The sequence below is a fragment of the Variovorax sp. PMC12 genome (genome assembly GCF_003019815.1).
Lineage (GTDB): Bacteria > Pseudomonadota > Gammaproteobacteria > Burkholderiales > Burkholderiaceae_C > Variovorax.
Genome location: NZ_CP027773.1, coordinates 5,618,895 through 5,634,525, shown reverse-complemented (window position 1 = coordinate 5,634,525; position 15,631 = coordinate 5,618,895). Strand labels below are relative to the sequence as shown.

11 protein-coding genes are annotated in these 15,631 nt (G+C 67.9%); 1 reads left to right on the top strand and 10 read right to left on the bottom strand.

All coding sequences use genetic code 11. The features are described 5' to 3' along the window. Nucleotides 1-3: 3 nt before the first annotated feature. The 3 genes from C4F17_RS26375 to C4F17_RS26365 form a co-directional block, all read right to left on the bottom strand. Nucleotides 4-3,177, bottom strand: a complete 3,174-nt coding sequence (locus tag C4F17_RS26375; protein WP_106937211.1) for a type VI secretion system Vgr family protein — start codon at nt 3,175-3,177, stop codon at nt 4-6. Between the two features lie 41 nt (nt 3,178-3,218). Further along, the gene (locus C4F17_RS26370; RefSeq protein ID WP_081271256.1) at nt 3,219-3,701 is read right to left on the bottom strand and encodes an Hcp family type VI secretion system effector; all 483 of its coding nucleotides are present in this window, start codon (nt 3,699-3,701) and stop codon (nt 3,219-3,221) included. A gap of 254 nt (nt 3,702-3,955) precedes the next feature. After that, entirely contained in the window at nt 3,956-4,672 is a 717-nt protein-coding gene (locus C4F17_RS26365; protein ID WP_106937210.1) for an SIR2 family NAD-dependent protein deacylase, read from the bottom strand. A gap of 97 nt (nt 4,673-4,769) precedes the next feature. On the opposite strand from C4F17_RS26365, the gene C4F17_RS26360 reads away from it, so the two are divergent. Continuing rightward, complete coding sequence (locus C4F17_RS26360; RefSeq protein ID WP_081271249.1) at nt 4,770-5,723, top strand: phosphate acetyltransferase; 954 nt, start codon at nt 4,770-4,772, stop codon at nt 5,721-5,723. Between the two features lie 10 nt (nt 5,724-5,733). Here C4F17_RS26360 and C4F17_RS26355 read toward each other — a convergent pair whose 3' ends face one another. The 7 genes from C4F17_RS26355 to C4F17_RS26325 all read right to left on the bottom strand — a co-directional run bounded on the left by C4F17_RS26355 (nt 5,734) and on the right by C4F17_RS26325 (nt 15,622). Beyond that, nucleotides 5,734-9,345, bottom strand: a complete 3,612-nt coding sequence (locus C4F17_RS26355; protein WP_106937209.1) for an indolepyruvate ferredoxin oxidoreductase family protein — start codon at nt 9,343-9,345, stop codon at nt 5,734-5,736. 151 nt (nt 9,346-9,496) lie between these two features. Further along, entirely contained in the window at nt 9,497-10,534 is a 1,038-nt protein-coding gene (locus C4F17_RS26350) for an ABC transporter permease (RefSeq protein ID WP_106937208.1), read from the bottom strand. After that, the gene (locus tag C4F17_RS26345) at nt 10,531-12,108 is read right to left on the bottom strand and encodes a sugar ABC transporter ATP-binding protein (protein ID WP_199851896.1); all 1,578 of its coding nucleotides are present in this window, start codon (nt 12,106-12,108) and stop codon (nt 10,531-10,533) included. The genes C4F17_RS26350 and C4F17_RS26345 overlap by 4 nt, the downstream gene beginning before the upstream one ends. 11 nt (nt 12,109-12,119) lie before the next feature. Further along, complete coding sequence (locus C4F17_RS26340; RefSeq protein WP_081271245.1) at nt 12,120-13,124, bottom strand: substrate-binding domain-containing protein; 1,005 nt, start codon at nt 13,122-13,124, stop codon at nt 12,120-12,122. A gap of 13 nt (nt 13,125-13,137) precedes the next feature. Continuing rightward, on the bottom strand, nt 13,138-14,190 hold the full coding sequence (locus C4F17_RS26335) for an ABC transporter permease (protein WP_106937207.1): 1,053 nt from the start codon (nt 14,188-14,190) through the stop codon (nt 13,138-13,140). A 25-nt stretch (nt 14,191-14,215) separates the two neighbouring features. Further along, the gene (locus C4F17_RS26330) at nt 14,216-15,163 is read right to left on the bottom strand and encodes a ribokinase (protein ID WP_106937206.1); all 948 of its coding nucleotides are present in this window, start codon (nt 15,161-15,163) and stop codon (nt 14,216-14,218) included. A gap of 6 nt (nt 15,164-15,169) precedes the next feature. Then, entirely contained in the window at nt 15,170-15,622 is a 453-nt protein-coding gene (locus C4F17_RS26325; RefSeq protein WP_106937205.1) for an RbsD/FucU family protein, read from the bottom strand. Nucleotides 15,623-15,631 lie beyond the last annotated feature (9 nt).

Below are 15,631 nucleotides of genomic sequence, written 5' to 3'. Positions count from 1 at the left end.
GGTTCAGTGCTTCCCGGCATATTTCTTGTCGTAGGAGTTGCCGTAATACTGCGTGTACTGCTCGCCGGTGGTCGACGTGGTGAGCGTGCCGTAGTACTTGCCGGCGGCGGCCCTGGCGGCCTCCCGGGTGCCGCCCTTCACCATGCTGTTGTAGGCATCGTTGAAGGCTTCCACGTTCGCGGGGTTCGCGCCCTTGAGGATGTCGACCTTGGCCGCGCGCCACACTTCGCGCTGCACCTGGATCTGGTTGAGCGCGGCCTCGCCCTCGGAGCCGAGCATGCTGTTGACGAACGCGGTCTTCGAGGACATGTCGGGCTTGAAGCGGTACGAATACACCGCGTGCCCGACCTCGTGCGACAGCGACGCGGCAGTCTTGTACGGGTCGCTCGCGTAGTTGCCGTCGATCACGATCTTCTTCACGGCGGGGTTGGTGTCGGCATATGTGCCTCCGCCCGCTGCGCCGTAGCCGATCTTCCAGCCCTGGCCCTGCAGGAACTTGACCTGCCGTTGCAGCGTGGGCGAGCGCGCCGCGATGGCGTCGACGCCCTTGCCGAGCCCGGTGGTGACATAGCCCGGCGGCGCGGCCGCGGGCACGGCATGCTCCGATGCCTCGGCCGACGTGGCGGCGGCCGCGGGCGCCACGGGCACGCCGTCTTCCACCACCGCTTCTTCAGGCTCGCTGCCGATGGGCGCATCGCAGTTCAGGAAGATCTTGCTGCCGCGCTGGTCGAGTTCGCCCGTGAAGTTGACGAGGCCCTTCACGCCGTTGATTTTCACCGTGCCGTCCGCAAGCAGCACGATGGACGACTTGCCGCAGATCAGCGAGATGCTGGTCTTGCCGGTCACGAACACGTCCTGGTCGGCCGCCTGGATCACCACCGACTTGCGGCCGGTGATGTTGGCGTTGCTGTCGGTCGAGGTGATGGAGGCGTCGGTCTTCGACACCAGGTTGACGGCGCCGGCGCTGGCGTGCGAGACGATGTCGCCGCCCGACACCACGTTGACCTGCCCGCCCTCGCTCACCTGCGTGAGCATGCCGCCCGTGACCAGCTGCGTGAGCTGCGCGCCGGTGGTCAGCGTCATGGCCGAGGTGGCGCGCACCGACACGCTCTGCCCCGAGCTCACCACGATCGGCTTGGGGCTGATCATGGTCTGCCCCTCGGGGCTGACGATGGACACCACGGGCTTGTCGATCTTGCGCGAGAGGTCGAGCATCTGCTGCGCGTCGGCCATGGCCGGGTCGGGGTTGTCGGAAACGCCCGCCTCCGGGGTGCCGCCCGCGGCCAGCGCCGCCACGGCCTGCGAAACGCCGCCCGCGGCCTGCACGCCCTGCACCAGCCCCATCAGCGTCTGGTTCTTGCCCTGCGCCATCGCGCCCACCAGCGCCTTGGTGGCCGCAACAGCCTGGCCCGACGCCTGCATCAGCGCGTTGCTCTGCGCCAGCGTGGCGCCCATGTGCTCGTGGCCGTCGGGGTTGTCGCGCGAGGCGCGCTGCGCGTAGTCCTGCGTGTAGGTGGTCAGCAGCAGGCCCTTGTCCGCGCGGATGGAACCCCACTCGTTGGTGCGCAGCTCGAAGCCGTAGCTGCGCTGCACGCCGCTGCCCTGGTTCATCAGGTAGCCCATGTGCAGGTGGGTGTTGCCGTGGTCGGTGGATAGCTCGATGTGCTCGGTGCCGCGGCTGTCCTCGAAGCGCAGCATGTGCTTGCCGCCGCCGCCCTTGCTCCAGTTCGTCTGGAAGCCGGTCTGGGTCTTGTGGCGCGGCAGCTCCCAGGGCGGCATCTGCGCGGCGTTGTAGACGCAGCCGGTGACGATCGGGTAGTCGGGGTCGCCGTTGAGGAAGTCGACGATCACCTCCTGCCCGATGCGCGGTATGTGCATGGCGCCGTAGTTGCTGCCGGCCCAGGTCTGCGACACGCGGATCCAGCATGAGGAGTTCTCGTCGCGCCGGCCATAGCGGTCCCAGTGGAACTGCACCTTGATGCGGCCGTATTCGTCGGTGTGGATCTCTTCGCCCGCCGGGCCGACCACCACCGCGGTCTGGGGCCCGGTGGTGCGCGGCCTGGGCGTGACGCGCTCGGGCCGGTAGGGCGCGCTGTCGGGCAGCACCTCGAAGGTCTGGCGGTAGCTGGTGCTGCTGGTCGATTCGCTGTAGGCCGCGTCCGCCGCGCCCACCACGCGCAGCGCGTTCTCCTGGAAGTCGTAGCTCACGGCTTCGATCAGGTAGCGGCGGTTGTCTTCGGCGTTGGGGTGGCGCGCCAGTTCGAACAGGTAGCCCGGCGCCATGTGGCGCAGGTTGCCTTCAGCGCTCACCAGTTCGCGGCGCCCGGCGAGCTGCTCCAGCCGCAGGCGCGCGTAGTTCTCGCCGTCGCCAAGCTCGGTGTAGCCGCCGGGCCAGTCGTAGATCTCGAAGTTATCGCGGCTGTGGCCGGCCGGCTGCTGGCGCACGGTGTCGATCTCGGCGTTGGGCTTCCTGAAGTCGTAGTCGTCGGCCGCGAAGTTGCCCGACGCGATGTCTTCCGAATGGCTCCAGCTGTCGATGAAGTCCTGCTCGAGGATCTGCGCGGCCAGCACGCCCGCGTGGTAGGGCACCTTCACCGGGCCGTTGGGCAGCGGCGTGTGCGAATCAGGGCCGTCGCACAGCACCAGCTGGTGGCTGCCCTGCGCGTGCGAGAAGAAGTAGTAGATGCCCTCCTGCTCCATCAGCCGGCTGACGAAGTTGAAGTCGCTCTCGGCGTACTGCACGCAGTAGTCCCAGGTGCGGTAGTTGCCGCTCAGGCGCGCGTCGATGGCAAAGCCGTAGGGCGCAAGCACCTCCTGCAATATCTGCGGCGCCGTCTTGAACTGGAAGATCTTGAAGTCGGAGCGGCGCGTGGCGTACCACAGCCACGGGCGCAGCGTGGCCTCGTACACGGACATGTCGCCGTCGTCCTTGCCCACGTAGGCAAAGCGCGTGACCTGCCCGCTCAGGAAGCGCTTGCCGGCGCCGCCAAGCTCGGTGGCAAGGTTCACCTCGATGCTCATGTCCTCGCCCAGCATGCGCTTGGGCTGGATGTTGGGCATGTCGCTGATGAGCCGCACGCGATGCTCGAACAGTGCGGAAATGCGCTCCTGTCCCGTCATCGAGCGGAACTTCAGGCGCTCGCCCAGCGCGCTGTGGGCGATGAAGCTGCGGGTCATTCGTGGAAGGCTCCCTGGTCAACGCACCCGGCAAAGGGAACTCAAGCTTCCTTGTTTTCCTTGATGTTCCAGCCCAGCACCGTCTCGGCGCCCTTGCCGCCCTTGTCGGTCTGTTCCCAGTACTGCTGCTTCACCTTCGCGGCCTGGAAGGCGTACTGCACGAACACCGCGTCCGAACCCTGCTCGGCCGTGTACTGCACCGACGTGACCAGCACTTCTTCGAGCGTGATGCGCGTGTATTCGATCTGCGAGCCGCCGGCCTTGCACACCGACACCTCGACCTTGCTCAGGTGCTTGCCGCTGGCGCAGTTCTTCAGCACCGACGGTGCCGCCTTGTCGATGCGCGCGAGCACCTGCAGGTCGTTGAAGCTGGCCTTGCCAACCCCGCCGCCACCGCCGCTGACCATGTTTCCGGGCTGCGTTGCGCCCCACGCAAACGACTTGATGTCGCTCCACTCCTTGTGGTTCGAATCCTTGGATTCGCCGTTCGCGCCTTCGACGCGCATGAACATGTCTACTGCCATGAGATCAACTCCCTCAGAAATTGCGTGCCCATGCAGGGCACCGTGGAACCAGCCGCCCTGCCCTTGCAGCAGGACGGCAGCGAATCACAACCGGATGACGCCAGCGCTGGTGACACAGCGACGTCGGCGCATCGAATCCGTCCGTACCTTAAGCCAGGCACCCACCGCAGGCCAGTGCCAAACGGCATGCGCAAAAAGAATTACAGGCACCAGCTGAATGACTCACAACGGGTACGGTGCCCGCCCAGTGACGGCTACGGGGCTCCGTGCGCTTCGCTCAACCACTTTGCGGCAAGCGTGGGCACCACATCGGTGGCCCTGCCTTGCAGGAAGGTGAATCCGTACGGGACGTCTTCCATGTCGAGCGCAACCAGCACCTTCTGCGCAGAGCGATCCGCATACCGCACCAACGACGCCGCCGGGTTGACGGTGAGCGACGTGCCCACCACCAGCACGCGCGCCGCGGTAGCCACATGCATTTCCGCTTCCTCGAAGTGCTGCACCGCTTCGCCGAACCACACGATGTCGGGCCGCAGCTGAGTGCCGTCTTCGCACAACTGGCCCATGGCGATGGGTTCGCCGTCCACGCGGTAGCGCCTGGGTTCCGGCTCCGACGTGCCGCGCGCATACGCGAGTTGGCCGTGCAGGTGCAGCACGTTGCGCGAGCCCGCGCGCTCGTGTAGTGCATCGACGTTCTGCGTGACGATCACGACTTCGTATGCCGACTCGAGCGATGCGATGGCAAGGTGCGCCGCATTCGGCTGCGCCTGCCAGGCTTTCGCGCGCCGCTCGTTGTAGAAGGCAAGCACCGCCTCGGGGTGCTTTCGCCAGCCTTCAGGGCTTGCGAGTTCCTGCCAGGCGTAGGTGTTCCACAAGCCCTTGGCATCGCGGAATGTGGGCAGGCCGCTCTCGGCGCTCACGCCGGAGCCGGACAGCACGACGATCTTGTTCGGTTGGACATGGGGCTTCATGTGCAGATATTCTTTACGCAACAGTCGGCATCTTCGGGCAGTTTTTTTCAAGTACCGTTGCGGCAACGCATTCTCCCCTTCACCTCCAGGAGCCCGCATGGCGTCTTCGCCCCTTGCAGCACATCCGCACTACGACCGCCTGATCTCCGCTGCACGCAGCCTGCCGCCGTTGCGCGTGGCCGTGGTTCATCCGGCCAATGCCGTGTCGCTCGAAGCGGCCTTCTCATCAGCAGCCTTGGGCCTGATCGCGCCGACGCTGGTCGGGCCGCGCGCAAAGATAGAAGCAGCGGCGCGCGAGGTCGGCATCGATCTCTCGAACACCCCCATCGTCGATGCGCCGCACAGCCATGCCGCGGCCGACGCAGCGGTCGCGATGGCTCTTCGCGGCGAGGTCGATGCATTGATGAAGGGCAGCCTGCACACCGACGAACTGATGGGCGCGGTGGTGCGCCGCGAAGGCGGACTGCGCACCTCGCGCCGCATCAGCCATTGCTTCGTGATGGACGTGCCGGGCCATGGGCAACCGCTGATCATTTCTGACGCGGCCATCAACATCGCGCCCACGCTCGAAGAGAAAGTCGACATCGTGCAGAACGCGATCGATCTTGCGCACGCGCTGCAGATGCCCGCGGTGCGCGTGGCAATACTGTCGGCCACGGAAACGGTCAACGCGAAGGTACCGTCGACGCTCGATGCCGCCGTGCTGTGCAAGATGGCCGACCGGGGCCAGATCACCGGCGCGGTGCTCGACGGTCCGCTGGCCATGGACAACGCCATCGACGCCGAGGCCGCGCGCATCAAGGGCATCAACTCGCCGGTGGCGGGCCGTGCCAACGTGCTGATCGTGCCCGACCTCGATGCCGGCAACATGCTCGCGAAGAGCCTGACCTTTCTTGGCGGCGCCTATGCGGCGGGCATCGTGCTGGGAACCAAGGTGCCGGTGATCCTCACGAGCCGGGCCGATTCGGAGCCGGCCCGGCTCGCATCTTGCGCGGTCGCATCCATGCTCGCCAAGGCAGGCCGCGACAAGCTCATCAAGGCGGTCGGCTGAACGGCGACGGTCAGCGCGCGCCGGCCACGATCGCAATGCCACGGATCTGCCCGGCACCCGATGCGGACGCCGGCTTCGCATAGCGCGACGGCGCAAAGCGATGCAGCAACTCCGCCTCCCGCAGCTTTGCCGCTTCCAGGTTCGCGAGCTTGACATGCCCGAAGCCGCGAATCGACATCGGCAGCGCGGCGATGCGCGCGGCCAGCGACTGGTTGTCGGTTGACAGCTCATTGGCCATCGCATCGAAGAGCCCGTCGAAGTGCGCGATCAGCTCGCGCTCCATGCGCCGCTCCCCGGTGCGGCCGAAGGGGTCGAACGCGGTGCCGCGCAGCCGCTTGCCATGCGCAAGCCACCGCATCGCGGGCAGCATCCAGCTGCCGATGCGGATCTTGGCAGGCGCACGGCCGTGCGTGCCGCGCGCCACCACGGGCGGTGCCATGTGGAATTCGAGCTTCAGCTCGCCTTCGAACTGCTCCGAAAGCTTCTTGAGAAAAGCGCCGTCGGTGTAGAGCCGCGCCACCTCGTATTCGTCCTTGTAGCTCATGAGCTTCAGCAGGCTGCGCGCGGCATTGCGCGTGAATGGCAGGCTTGCATCACCGCCCTGCAATGCGGCCTCGCGCGCCTGCAGGCCGCGGACGCGCGTTTCGAAGCGATCCGCCCATGCGGCGTTCTGGTAGCCGGTCAGATGGCGGCGCGCGTCGGCGATGAGCATGTCGAGCGGAAGCTCATCGGCCTGCGACGACTGCGCATCGGCGGCGGGCGCGGCGCGCAGCTGGTCGAGCGCCGCGGGGTCTCCCGCCGCCAGCCGACCCAGCGAAAACGCCGACTGGTTCGCGGCCACGGCCACGCCGTTGAGCTCGATCGCATGCATCAGCGCCTCCAGGCTCAGCGGCACCAGCCCGCGCTGCCATGCGTAGCCGGTCGCCACGATGTTCGCCGCCAGCGTGTCGCCCAGGAACTCTTCCGCCAGGCTCTGCGCATCGAAGGTCTCGACCTGCTCTTCGCCGGCCACGAAGCGCATCTTCTCCAGCAGCAGGTCCACGTGCAGGTCGGCGTCCGGGTTGCGCAGCGACTCGGCCACCGGAATCTCGTGGATGTTCGCGAGCACCCGGGTGCGGCCGTGACGCACGGTCTGCAGCGCATCGGCCGATGCACCCACCACCACGTCGCAGGCCAGGATGGCATCGGCCTGCTGCGTGTCGATGCGCACCTGGTGCAGCCGCTCGCGCGAATCCGCGAGCCGCACGAAGCTCAGCACCGAGCCGCCCTTCTGCGCGAAGCCCATGAAGTCGAGCACGCTGGCGGCCTTGCCTTCCAGGTGCGCGGCCATCGCAATCACCGCGCCGACCGTCACCACGCCGGTGCCGCCCACGCCGGTCACGAGCAGGTCGTAGGGCGCGCTCCATGCGTGTGCGGCCGGATGCGGCAAGGCGGCCACGCGATGCAGGAACGCATCGCGCCCCGCCGCCAGCGCACCGCTCTTGCGGCGCAGCTTGCCGCCGGTGACGCCCACGAAGCTGGGGCAGAAGCCCTTGGCGCAGGAATAGTCCTTGTTGCAGCTGGTCTGGTCGATCTTGCGCTTGCGGCCCATCGGGGTTTCGTGCGGCAGCACGGCCACGCAGTTGCTCTGCACGGTGCAGTCGCCGCAGCCTTCGCACACCGCCTCGTTGATGAACAGGCGCTTGGGCGGATCGGCCAGCTCGCCCTTCTTGCGGCGGCGGCGCTTCTCGGCGGCGCAGGTCTGTTCGTAGATGAGCACCGTCACGCCCTTGATTTCCCGCAGGCGACGCTGCACGTCGTCGAGCGCGGCGCGGTCGTGGAACTCGGTGCCTTGCGGAAAACGGCCTTTGATGTCGTCGTACTTGCCGATCGCGTCGCTCACCACCACGACCTTGCTCACGCCCTCCGATTCCACCTGCCGTGCGATGGCGTCCACGCTGATGACGCCGTCCACCGGCTGGCCGCCCGTCATCGCGACCGCGTCGTTGAACAGGATCTTGTAGGTCAGCGTGGCCTTGGCCGCCACGGCCTGCCGGATGGCGAGGTAGCCCGAGTGGTAGTAGGTGCCGTCGCCCAGGTTCTGGAACACATGCGGCGTCTTCGTGAACATGGCGTGCGAGATCCAGTCGACGCCCTCCCCGCCCATCTGTATCAGCCCCGCCGTGCTGCGGTCCATCCAGTTGGCCATGAAGTGGCAGCCGATGCCCGCGCGCGCGGTGGAGCCTTCGGGCACCTTGGTGCTGGTGTTGTGCGGGCAGCCCGCGCAGAAGTAAGGCAGGCGCTTCACGGCATCGCTCGCGTTGCCGAGCAGCTCGGGCGGCGTGAAGTCGCGCACATGCTGCAGGTGGTCGCCCAGGTCGCGGTTGTCGGGAAAGTGCACCGCCAGCCAGTGCGCCACCAGCTCGATGAGCCGCGACGGCCGCAGCTCGCCCAGCGCCGACACCAGCGGCTGCCCCTCGCGGTCGTGCTTTCCCACGAGCACGGGCCGCGCATCGGGCGGTGCGTTGTAGAAGATGTCGCGCAGCTGCGTCTCGACGACGGCGCCCTTCTCCTCGACGATGAGAATCTCTTCGAGCCCCTTCGCAAAGGCCTTGATGCGCGTCTGCTCGACCGGGAAGCTCAGGCCGATCTTGTAGAGCCGCACGCCGGCGCGGGCCAGCTGCTCCGGCGAGAGCTCGAGCCGGCGCAGCACTTCCATCAGGTCGTGGTGCGCCTTGCCGCAGGTGACGATGCCCAACCTGGCGTGCTCGCTCACGATCACGTCGCGGTCGATGCTGTTGCGCCTGGAGAAAGCAGCCACGGCCGCGAGCTTGTCTTCGAGCCGCGATTCGATGCGCAGCGAAGGCAGGTCGGGCCAGCGGTAGTGCAGGCCGTCCGCCGGCGCGCTATGGCCGGTGGCGGCGCGCACGGTGTCGGCGTCTTCCCAGGCCTCGACGCGCGCGTTGACCTCGTCCAGGTCCACCGTGCCCGCGCTCTCGACCACTTCCGACAGCGCCGCCATGCCGACCCACGCGCCCGAATAGCGCGACAGCTCGTAGCCGTACAGGCCGAACTCCAGGTATTCGGCCACGCTGGACGGTTGCATGACGGGCATGCGCCAGGCCATGAAGGCGTGGTCGCTCTGGTGCGGCATCGACGACGACACGCAGCCGTGGTCATCCCCCGCCACCACCAGCACGCCGCCGTGCGGCGACGAGCCGTACGCATTGCCGTGCTTGAGCGCGTCGCCCGCGCGGTCCACGCCCGGGCCCTTGCCGTACCACATGGCGAACACGCCGTCGACGGTGCGCTCGGGGTCGGACTCGACACGCTGCGTGCCCAGCACCTGGGTGGCCGCAAGCTCTTCGTTCACCGCCGGCACGAAGCGGATGCCGGTCTGCCTGAAGCGTTCGCCCGCCTTCCAGATGGCCTGGTCGACCATGCCCAGCGGCGAGCCGCGGTAGCCGCTGACGAAGCCTTGGGTGTGCAGGCCGCGCGCCGCGTCGCGCCAGCCCTGCATGACCAGCACGCGAATCAGCGCCTGGGTGCCGGTGATGAAGACCGAGCCCGAAGGGGCCCAGAGGTTGTCGGAAAGCTGGTAGCCGGGCCGCTTGAGCGCGGTCGCGTTGTGTGGGGCGTTCATGCCCGGAATTGTTCTGCCGCATTCCGGGGAAGTGCTTCTTCAATGCACTAGCGCAGACCCTTGTTTGGAGAAGAATCCACTTCCAGAAGGAAGAAAAAGTCGCTCCTCTTCTCCGATTACCCGAATCCCGAGAAAACCCGACCGGCCGCGCTCAGTCCTGCCTGCGCATCGCGAAGAAGCCGCCCGCCACCAGGATGAACGCGCCGATGATCACCTTCTGCCAGGTGCTCGGCACACCGGCCATGATCAGCACGTTGTTGATCAGCGTGACCAGCACCACGCCCAGCAGCGTGCCGCCCACCGTGCCGCTGCCGCCGGTGATGCGCGCGCCGCCCAGGATCACGGCGGCGATCACGTCCAGCTCGTTGCCCACCAGGTCGAAGGGGTTCGCCAGCCGCGTGCTGGACACGTGCACGATGCCCGCCAGCCCCGACAGGAAGCCCGCGTACGCGAACACGAAGACATGCACCGTGCGCAGGTTGTAGCCGAGCCGCTCCGCGATGGGGAGGCTGCCGCCGATGGCGTACACCGCGCGCCCGATCAGCGTGCGGTTCAGCAGCCACCATGTCAGCACCGCCGCGAAGGCGAGCACCAGCACGGTCGCGGGCAGCACCGCGTGCAGGCCCTGCGGCGTGTCGAAGCGCCAGAGCGCCAGCTTGCCGAAGGCGTCCATGGGCGCCGGCACGTTCATGAAGAACACGGTGCCCACGAAGGTCAGAAGAATGCCCCTGTAGAGGTACTGCGTGCCGATGGTCACGATCAGCGAAGGCGCCTTGAGCCAGTGCACCAGCAGCCCGTTGAGCACGCCCAGCACCGCGCCGCTCGCGGCACCGGCTATCAGCAGCAGCGCGATGGGCACTTCCGGAAAGTAGTTCAGCACCAGCTTGGTGATGCTGTACATGGTGAGCGCGGCAATGGCCGCGAACGACACGTCGATGCCGCCGGCCGCCAGCACGATCAGCACGCCCAGCGCGAACAGGCCCAGCACCGTGCAGGCGCGCACGATGTCGAACAGCACGGGCAGCTGGAAGAAACTCGGGTTGATGGCGCCGACCGCCAGGCTCGCCAGCACGATCAGCGCCAGCGTGAAGACCGAGGGGCGCTGCGCGAGCCAGCCGCGCAGGGAGACCCGCGCCTGCGGCGCGGGCGTGGCCGGCGCGGAATGCGCTTGCATGGTGGAAGCCGTCATGGGAATGCGGGAGAAGGTGTGTCTGAAACCAGCGCGTGATAGAGATCGCTCTCGGCGAGCCCCGGCGCGTCGAAGTCGTTGGCGATGCGGCCCTTGCGCATCAGCAGGATGCGGTCGCAGTTCTGCAGCAGTTCCTGCAGGTCGTCGCTCACCAGGATCACGCCCAGCCCCTGCTCGGCCAGCCGCTGCACGATGCGGTAGATGGTGTCCTTGGAGCCCACGTCCACGCCCACGGTGGGGCCGTGCAGTATCAGCACGCGCGGCCCGATGGCCAGCCAGCGCCCGATGAGCACGCGCTGCTGGTTGCCGCCCGACAGCGACTGCACCGGCCGGTCCACGTCGGGCGTGGCGATCTGCAGATCGGCCACGGTGCGTTCGGCCAGCGCCTGGCACTGCCGCGCGTCGAGCGCGCCGAAGCGCCCGCGCAGGCGGTCGAGCACCGCGGTGACGATGTTGTCGCGAATCGGCTTGTCGAGGAACAGGCCCTCGCTCAGGCGGTCTTCGGGCACGTAGCCGATGCCCTGGCGGATGCCGTCGGTGGGCGTCTTCAGTGTGATCTCGCGTGCGTCGAGCAGCACGCGCCCGCGGTCGGCCGCCTGGACGCCCGCCAGCGCCAGCGCCAGTTCGTTGCGGCCGGAGTCGAGCAGCCCGGTCACGCCGAGGATCTCGCCCTTGCGCAGCGTGAAGCTCACGTCGCTGAACAGCGCGCCGCGGCCCAGTGACTCCACCTTGAGCAGCTCTTCGCCGCCGTGCGAGCCGTGGCGGTAGCGCTCGCCGTCGAGGTGCTTGCCGGTCATCCAGTGGGCGAGCTCGGCCTTGGTGAAGTCGCGGATCGGTCCCTGCGCCACCTTCGTGCCGTCGCGGAAAACGATGGCCTGGCCGCCCATGGCGATGCACTCGTCGAGCTTGTGGCTCACGAACAGCACGGCCACGCCCTGCTCGCGCAGCGCCTCCACCACGTGTACGAGGTTGTCCACTTCCTTCTGCGTAAGCGAGGTGGTGGGTTCGTCCATGATGACCATGCGCGCGCGCGTGGCCACGGCACGCGCGATGGCCACGAGCTGCCGCGTGGCAATGGGCATTTCGTCGACGCGCCGCGCGAGGAACGCCGTGTCGGTCGGCAGCTTCACCGCCTGCAGCGCACGCGCGGCCGTGGCCGCCAGCGCCTTGCGGTCGAAGCACCGCGCCAGCCTGCCGCCGGTGGCGACAAGCTGCTCGCTGAGCGCGACGTTCTCGGCCACGCTCATGTTCGGCAGCAGCGACAGGTCCTGGTAGACCGTCTCGATGCCCAGCGCGAGCGCCTGCAGCGGCGACAGCGATTCGTGCGGCTTGCCGTCGATCACGATGCGGCCCTGGCTCGGCGGCTGCGCGCCCGAGATGATCTTGATCAGCGTGCTCTTGCCGCAGCCGTTCTCGCCGAGCAGGTGGTAGATCTCGCCGGCCTCGATGGTCAGGTCGATGCCGCGCAGCGCGTGCACGCCCGCGAAGCGCTTGTGCACGTCCTGCACCTCGAGAAAGACGCGGCGCCCCGCCGGCGCGGCCGGGGCGTGGGTAGAGAGCGCTTCAAGGGTCATGGCTCGCAGGCTCAGAAGGCGTATTTCTTGTAGTTCTGCTTGTCGACTTCGACCCAGGCCTGGCCCGTGACGACGATGCCGACGCCCGGCCCCTTCTTCACCGAGACCTTGTTGTAGCCCGGCACGCCCATGTCGGTGCCCTCGGTGATGGTCTTGCCGTCGAGCAGCATCTTGGCCGCCTTGTTCATGACGATGCCGGCGTCCTTCGGGTCCCAGAAGGCGATGCCGCCGACCGCGCCCGACTCCAGGAACTTGGCCGCCTCGCTCGGCAGCCCGGTGCCGAAGACGCAGACCTTGCCTTGCAGGCCGGCCTCTTCCACCGCCCGGCCGATGCCCAGCACGTCCAGCGAAGACGACCCCTGGAAGCCCTTCAGGTCCGGATGCTTGCGCAGCATTTCCTTGGCCTTGCCGTAGGCCTTCTCGGCGTCGTTGAGCGACTCGTTCTTGGCGTCGACCAGCTGCATCTTGGGGTACTTCTTCGCGTTCGCCGCGCCGCCGTCGGCCCATTGCACCTGCGACTGGCTGCCCAGCGAGCCGACCAGCGAGGTCCACTTGCCCTGCTGGCCCATGCACGCGGCCAGGCGCTCGTTGATGCGCGCGCCGTAGGCCGTGTTGTCGAAGGCCTCGATGTCGACCATGGTGTTCTTCTGGTTGTCCGCCTCGTGCGTGACGACCTTGATGCCGCGCTCCATCGCGCGCTTGAGCACCGGCTCCAGCGTGGGCGGGTCCATCGACACGACCGCGATCGCGTCGACCTTCTTGGCCACCAGGTCTTCCACCAGGCGCTGCTGCTGCGCGGCGTCAGACTGGGCCGGGCCGATCTGGCGCGTGGCGACGCCCGGCGTGCTCGCGCCGAACTCCTTCACGCCCACTTCCATGCGGTTGAACCAGCTGATGCCGGTGATCTTCACCACGGTGACGATGTCCTGCGGCTTGCCCTGCGCATGCAGCGCCGACGCGAAGGCCACGGTGCCCAGTGCCAGCACGGTGCAGGCGATCTTGGTTTTCTTCAGCATGTTCGTTTGTCTCCTAGCCCTCGGTGGTTCTCTGCGTCGCGCCAGGAGGGGGCTGATGCGGCGGTGCGCTGGTGCGCGAAACGGAAATGAAGCTGCGCAGGTCGCTCAGGCTCAGGCGCGCCGATGCCAGGAAGAACAGCAGCAGCAGGCCCCAGGCGCAGTCGCGGAAGAAGTTGGAAATGCCCAGCAGGTTGAAGGTGCTGGACAGCAGCTGCAGCGCCACGGCCGAGAAGAACAGACACACCATGCGCCCGTAGCCGCCCTGCGGCCGCACGCCCGCCATCACCGTGATGAGGATGGCGATCAGCAGGTAGGAGTTGCCGTAGTCCGACTTCACGCTGGCCGTGCGGCCCGCGATGATCACGCCCGCCACCGCCGCCAGCACGCCGCACAGCGCATACGTGGCTATCAGCATGCGACCCTGCGGAATGCCCGCGTAGCGCGCCGCCTTGGCATTGGTGCCCAGCAGGAAGAGCCGGATGCCGAACGGGCTCTGCTTGAGCAGCCAGCCGACGGCCAGCAGCATCACCACGAAGATCGCGAACGGAATCGGCACGCCCAGCACCGTCTCGTTGCCGATGGCCGACAGCGGATCCGCATTGCCCACGCGCAGGCTGGAGCCTCCGGTGAGCACCACGGCCAGGCCGGTGTAGACCAGCTGCGTGCCCAGCGTGCAGAGAATGGGCGTGAGGCCGACGCGCGCGATCAGCACGCCGTTGAGCAGCCCGCCCGCCAGCCCCACCGCTATGGCAATGGCTGCGAAGGCGCCGGTGTAGAGCCACGGCGATGCATCGGGCTGCACCAGCATCGGTGCCAGCGTGGCGGCCACCACGCCCGAGAGATTGGCCAGCGCCACGCCGGAGAGGTCGATGCCGCCGTTGCCGGAGATCATCGACAGCGCGACGCCCATGGCGAGCAGGCCGAGTTCGGGCAGTTGGCCGCCCATCGACTGGAAGTTGTAGACGTCGAGGAAGTCGCCCTTCGAAAGCACGGTGGCAACCACGAGGATCGCGACGTTGATGCCGACCAGGAAGTTGAGCTCGCGGTCCGAGAACCTGAATTTCACGAAAGACTCCTTTGCGGTTCGCGGTTCAGGCTGCCGCCCGGCCCAGCAGCGCGTCGACCTCGGCGCGCGTGGGCATCGACGGCGCGGTGCCCGCGCGCGTGACCGAAATGGCCGCCACGGCGGAGCCGAAACGCGCGGCTTCCAGCGGCGAGGCGCCTTCGGCCAGCGCGGCCGCGAAGCCGCCGTTGAAGGCGTCGCCCGCGCCGGCCGTTTCCTTCACCGCGCCGGCGTTGAACACGGGCAGGTGCACCGACTGGTTCGCGCTGTGCAGCAGCGCGCCCTTGTCCCCGAGCGTGATGAGCGCGCAGCCCACGCCCTTGGAAAGAAAGAAGTCGCCAGCCCGGCGCGCGTCCTCGACGGTCTCGACGGCAATGCCGCTGAGCGCGGCGGCTTCGTGCTCGTTCGGCGTGATGTAGTCGCACAGCGGGTACACGGCATCGTCGAAGGGCAACGCGGGCGCGGGGTTGAACACCGTGACCGTGCCTGCCGCACGCGCGAGTTCCAGGCCGCGCTGCGCGGCGCCGGCGGGCTGCTCCAGTTGCGTGACGAACACGCGGGCGCCTCGGATGGCATCGGCGGCGGCATCCACGTCGGCGGTGTCGATGAGCGCCGCCGCGCCGGGCACCACGATGATGGCGTTGGCGCCCGTGACCTCGTGCACGTAGATGAAGGCCGCGCCGGTCGGCTGCGTCGCCACCTGCGGCACGCGCGGCGTGATGCCTTCCTGCGCCCACAGTGCGAGCGCGTTGGCGCCGAAGGAGTCCTGCCCGAGCTTGGAGATGAAAGTCACCTGCGCGCCTGCGCGCGCCGCCGCCACAGATTGGTTGGAGCCCTTGCCGCCGGGGCCCATGGCAAAGCCGGAGCCGGCGATGGTCTGGCCGACGCCCGGAAGATCGGCCGCGCGAAAGGCGAGGTCGGCCACGAAGATGCCGAGCACGGCCACGCCGTGCTGCTGCGAGGAAAAGGCGGTCATCGCGATTCAGGCCTCGGGGGCGAGCACGCCCTTCTTGAACACGAAGCAGCCGTAGAAGCGGCGCTCGCCGGTGGCGATCACGCAGTACGCGCGGCGCGCGGCCTCGTAGAAGGCGAAGCGCTCGATGGAGCCCATCGGCCGTGGGCGCCCTTCGGCCGCGTCGATCTCGCGCTGCATTTCAAGTTGCACCGGCGGGATCTCGTCGGACTGGCCCATGATTTCCATGCGCCGCGCCGGATCGTCCACCGCGTTGTCCAGCGGCAGCACCGAAAGAATGGCGCGCGCCGCTTCGGTGGTGCCCACGCCGTCGATGCGCAGCAGCCGGCCCAGCGTGGTCTGGCGTGCGACCGAGTCGGCCGGGAAGTTGGCGTCGCACAGCACCAGTTCGTCGCCATGGCCCATGGCGCGCAGGGCGTAGAGCACGTCGGCGTTGAGCAGCGGATGAATGGACTTCAGCATGCGGTCTGT

Excerpts from the sequence above, each read along its gene's own strand:
- C4F17_RS26350 (WP_106937208.1), bottom strand. The coding sequence starts at position 10,534 with ATGACGGCTTCCACCATGCAAGCGCATTCCGCGCCGGCCACGCCCGCG.
- C4F17_RS26340 (WP_081271245.1), bottom strand. The coding sequence starts at position 13,124 with ATGCTGAAGAAAACCAAGATCGCCTGCACCGTGCTGGCACTGGGCACC.
- C4F17_RS26375 (WP_106937211.1), bottom strand. The coding sequence starts at position 3,177 with ATGACCCGCAGCTTCATCGCCCACAGCGCGCTGGGCGAGCGCCTGAAG.
- C4F17_RS26345 (WP_199851896.1), bottom strand. The coding sequence starts at position 12,108 with ATGACCCTTGAAGCGCTCTCTACCCACGCCCCGGCCGCGCCGGCGGGG.
- C4F17_RS26355 (WP_106937209.1), bottom strand. The coding sequence starts at position 9,345 with ATGAACGCCCCACACAACGCGACCGCGCTCAAGCGGCCCGGCTACCAG.
- C4F17_RS26365 (WP_106937210.1), bottom strand. The coding sequence starts at position 4,672 with ATGAAGCCCCATGTCCAACCGAACAAGATCGTCGTGCTGTCCGGCTCC.
- C4F17_RS26325 (WP_106937205.1), bottom strand. The coding sequence starts at position 15,622 with ATGCTGAAGTCCATTCATCCGCTGCTCAACGCCGACGTGCTCTACGCC.
- C4F17_RS26370 (WP_081271256.1), bottom strand. The coding sequence starts at position 3,701 with ATGGCAGTAGACATGTTCATGCGCGTCGAAGGCGCGAACGGCGAATCC.
- C4F17_RS26360 (WP_081271249.1), top strand. The coding sequence starts at position 4,770 with ATGGCGTCTTCGCCCCTTGCAGCACATCCGCACTACGACCGCCTGATC.
- C4F17_RS26330 (WP_106937206.1), bottom strand. The coding sequence starts at position 15,163 with ATGACCGCCTTTTCCTCGCAGCAGCACGGCGTGGCCGTGCTCGGCATC.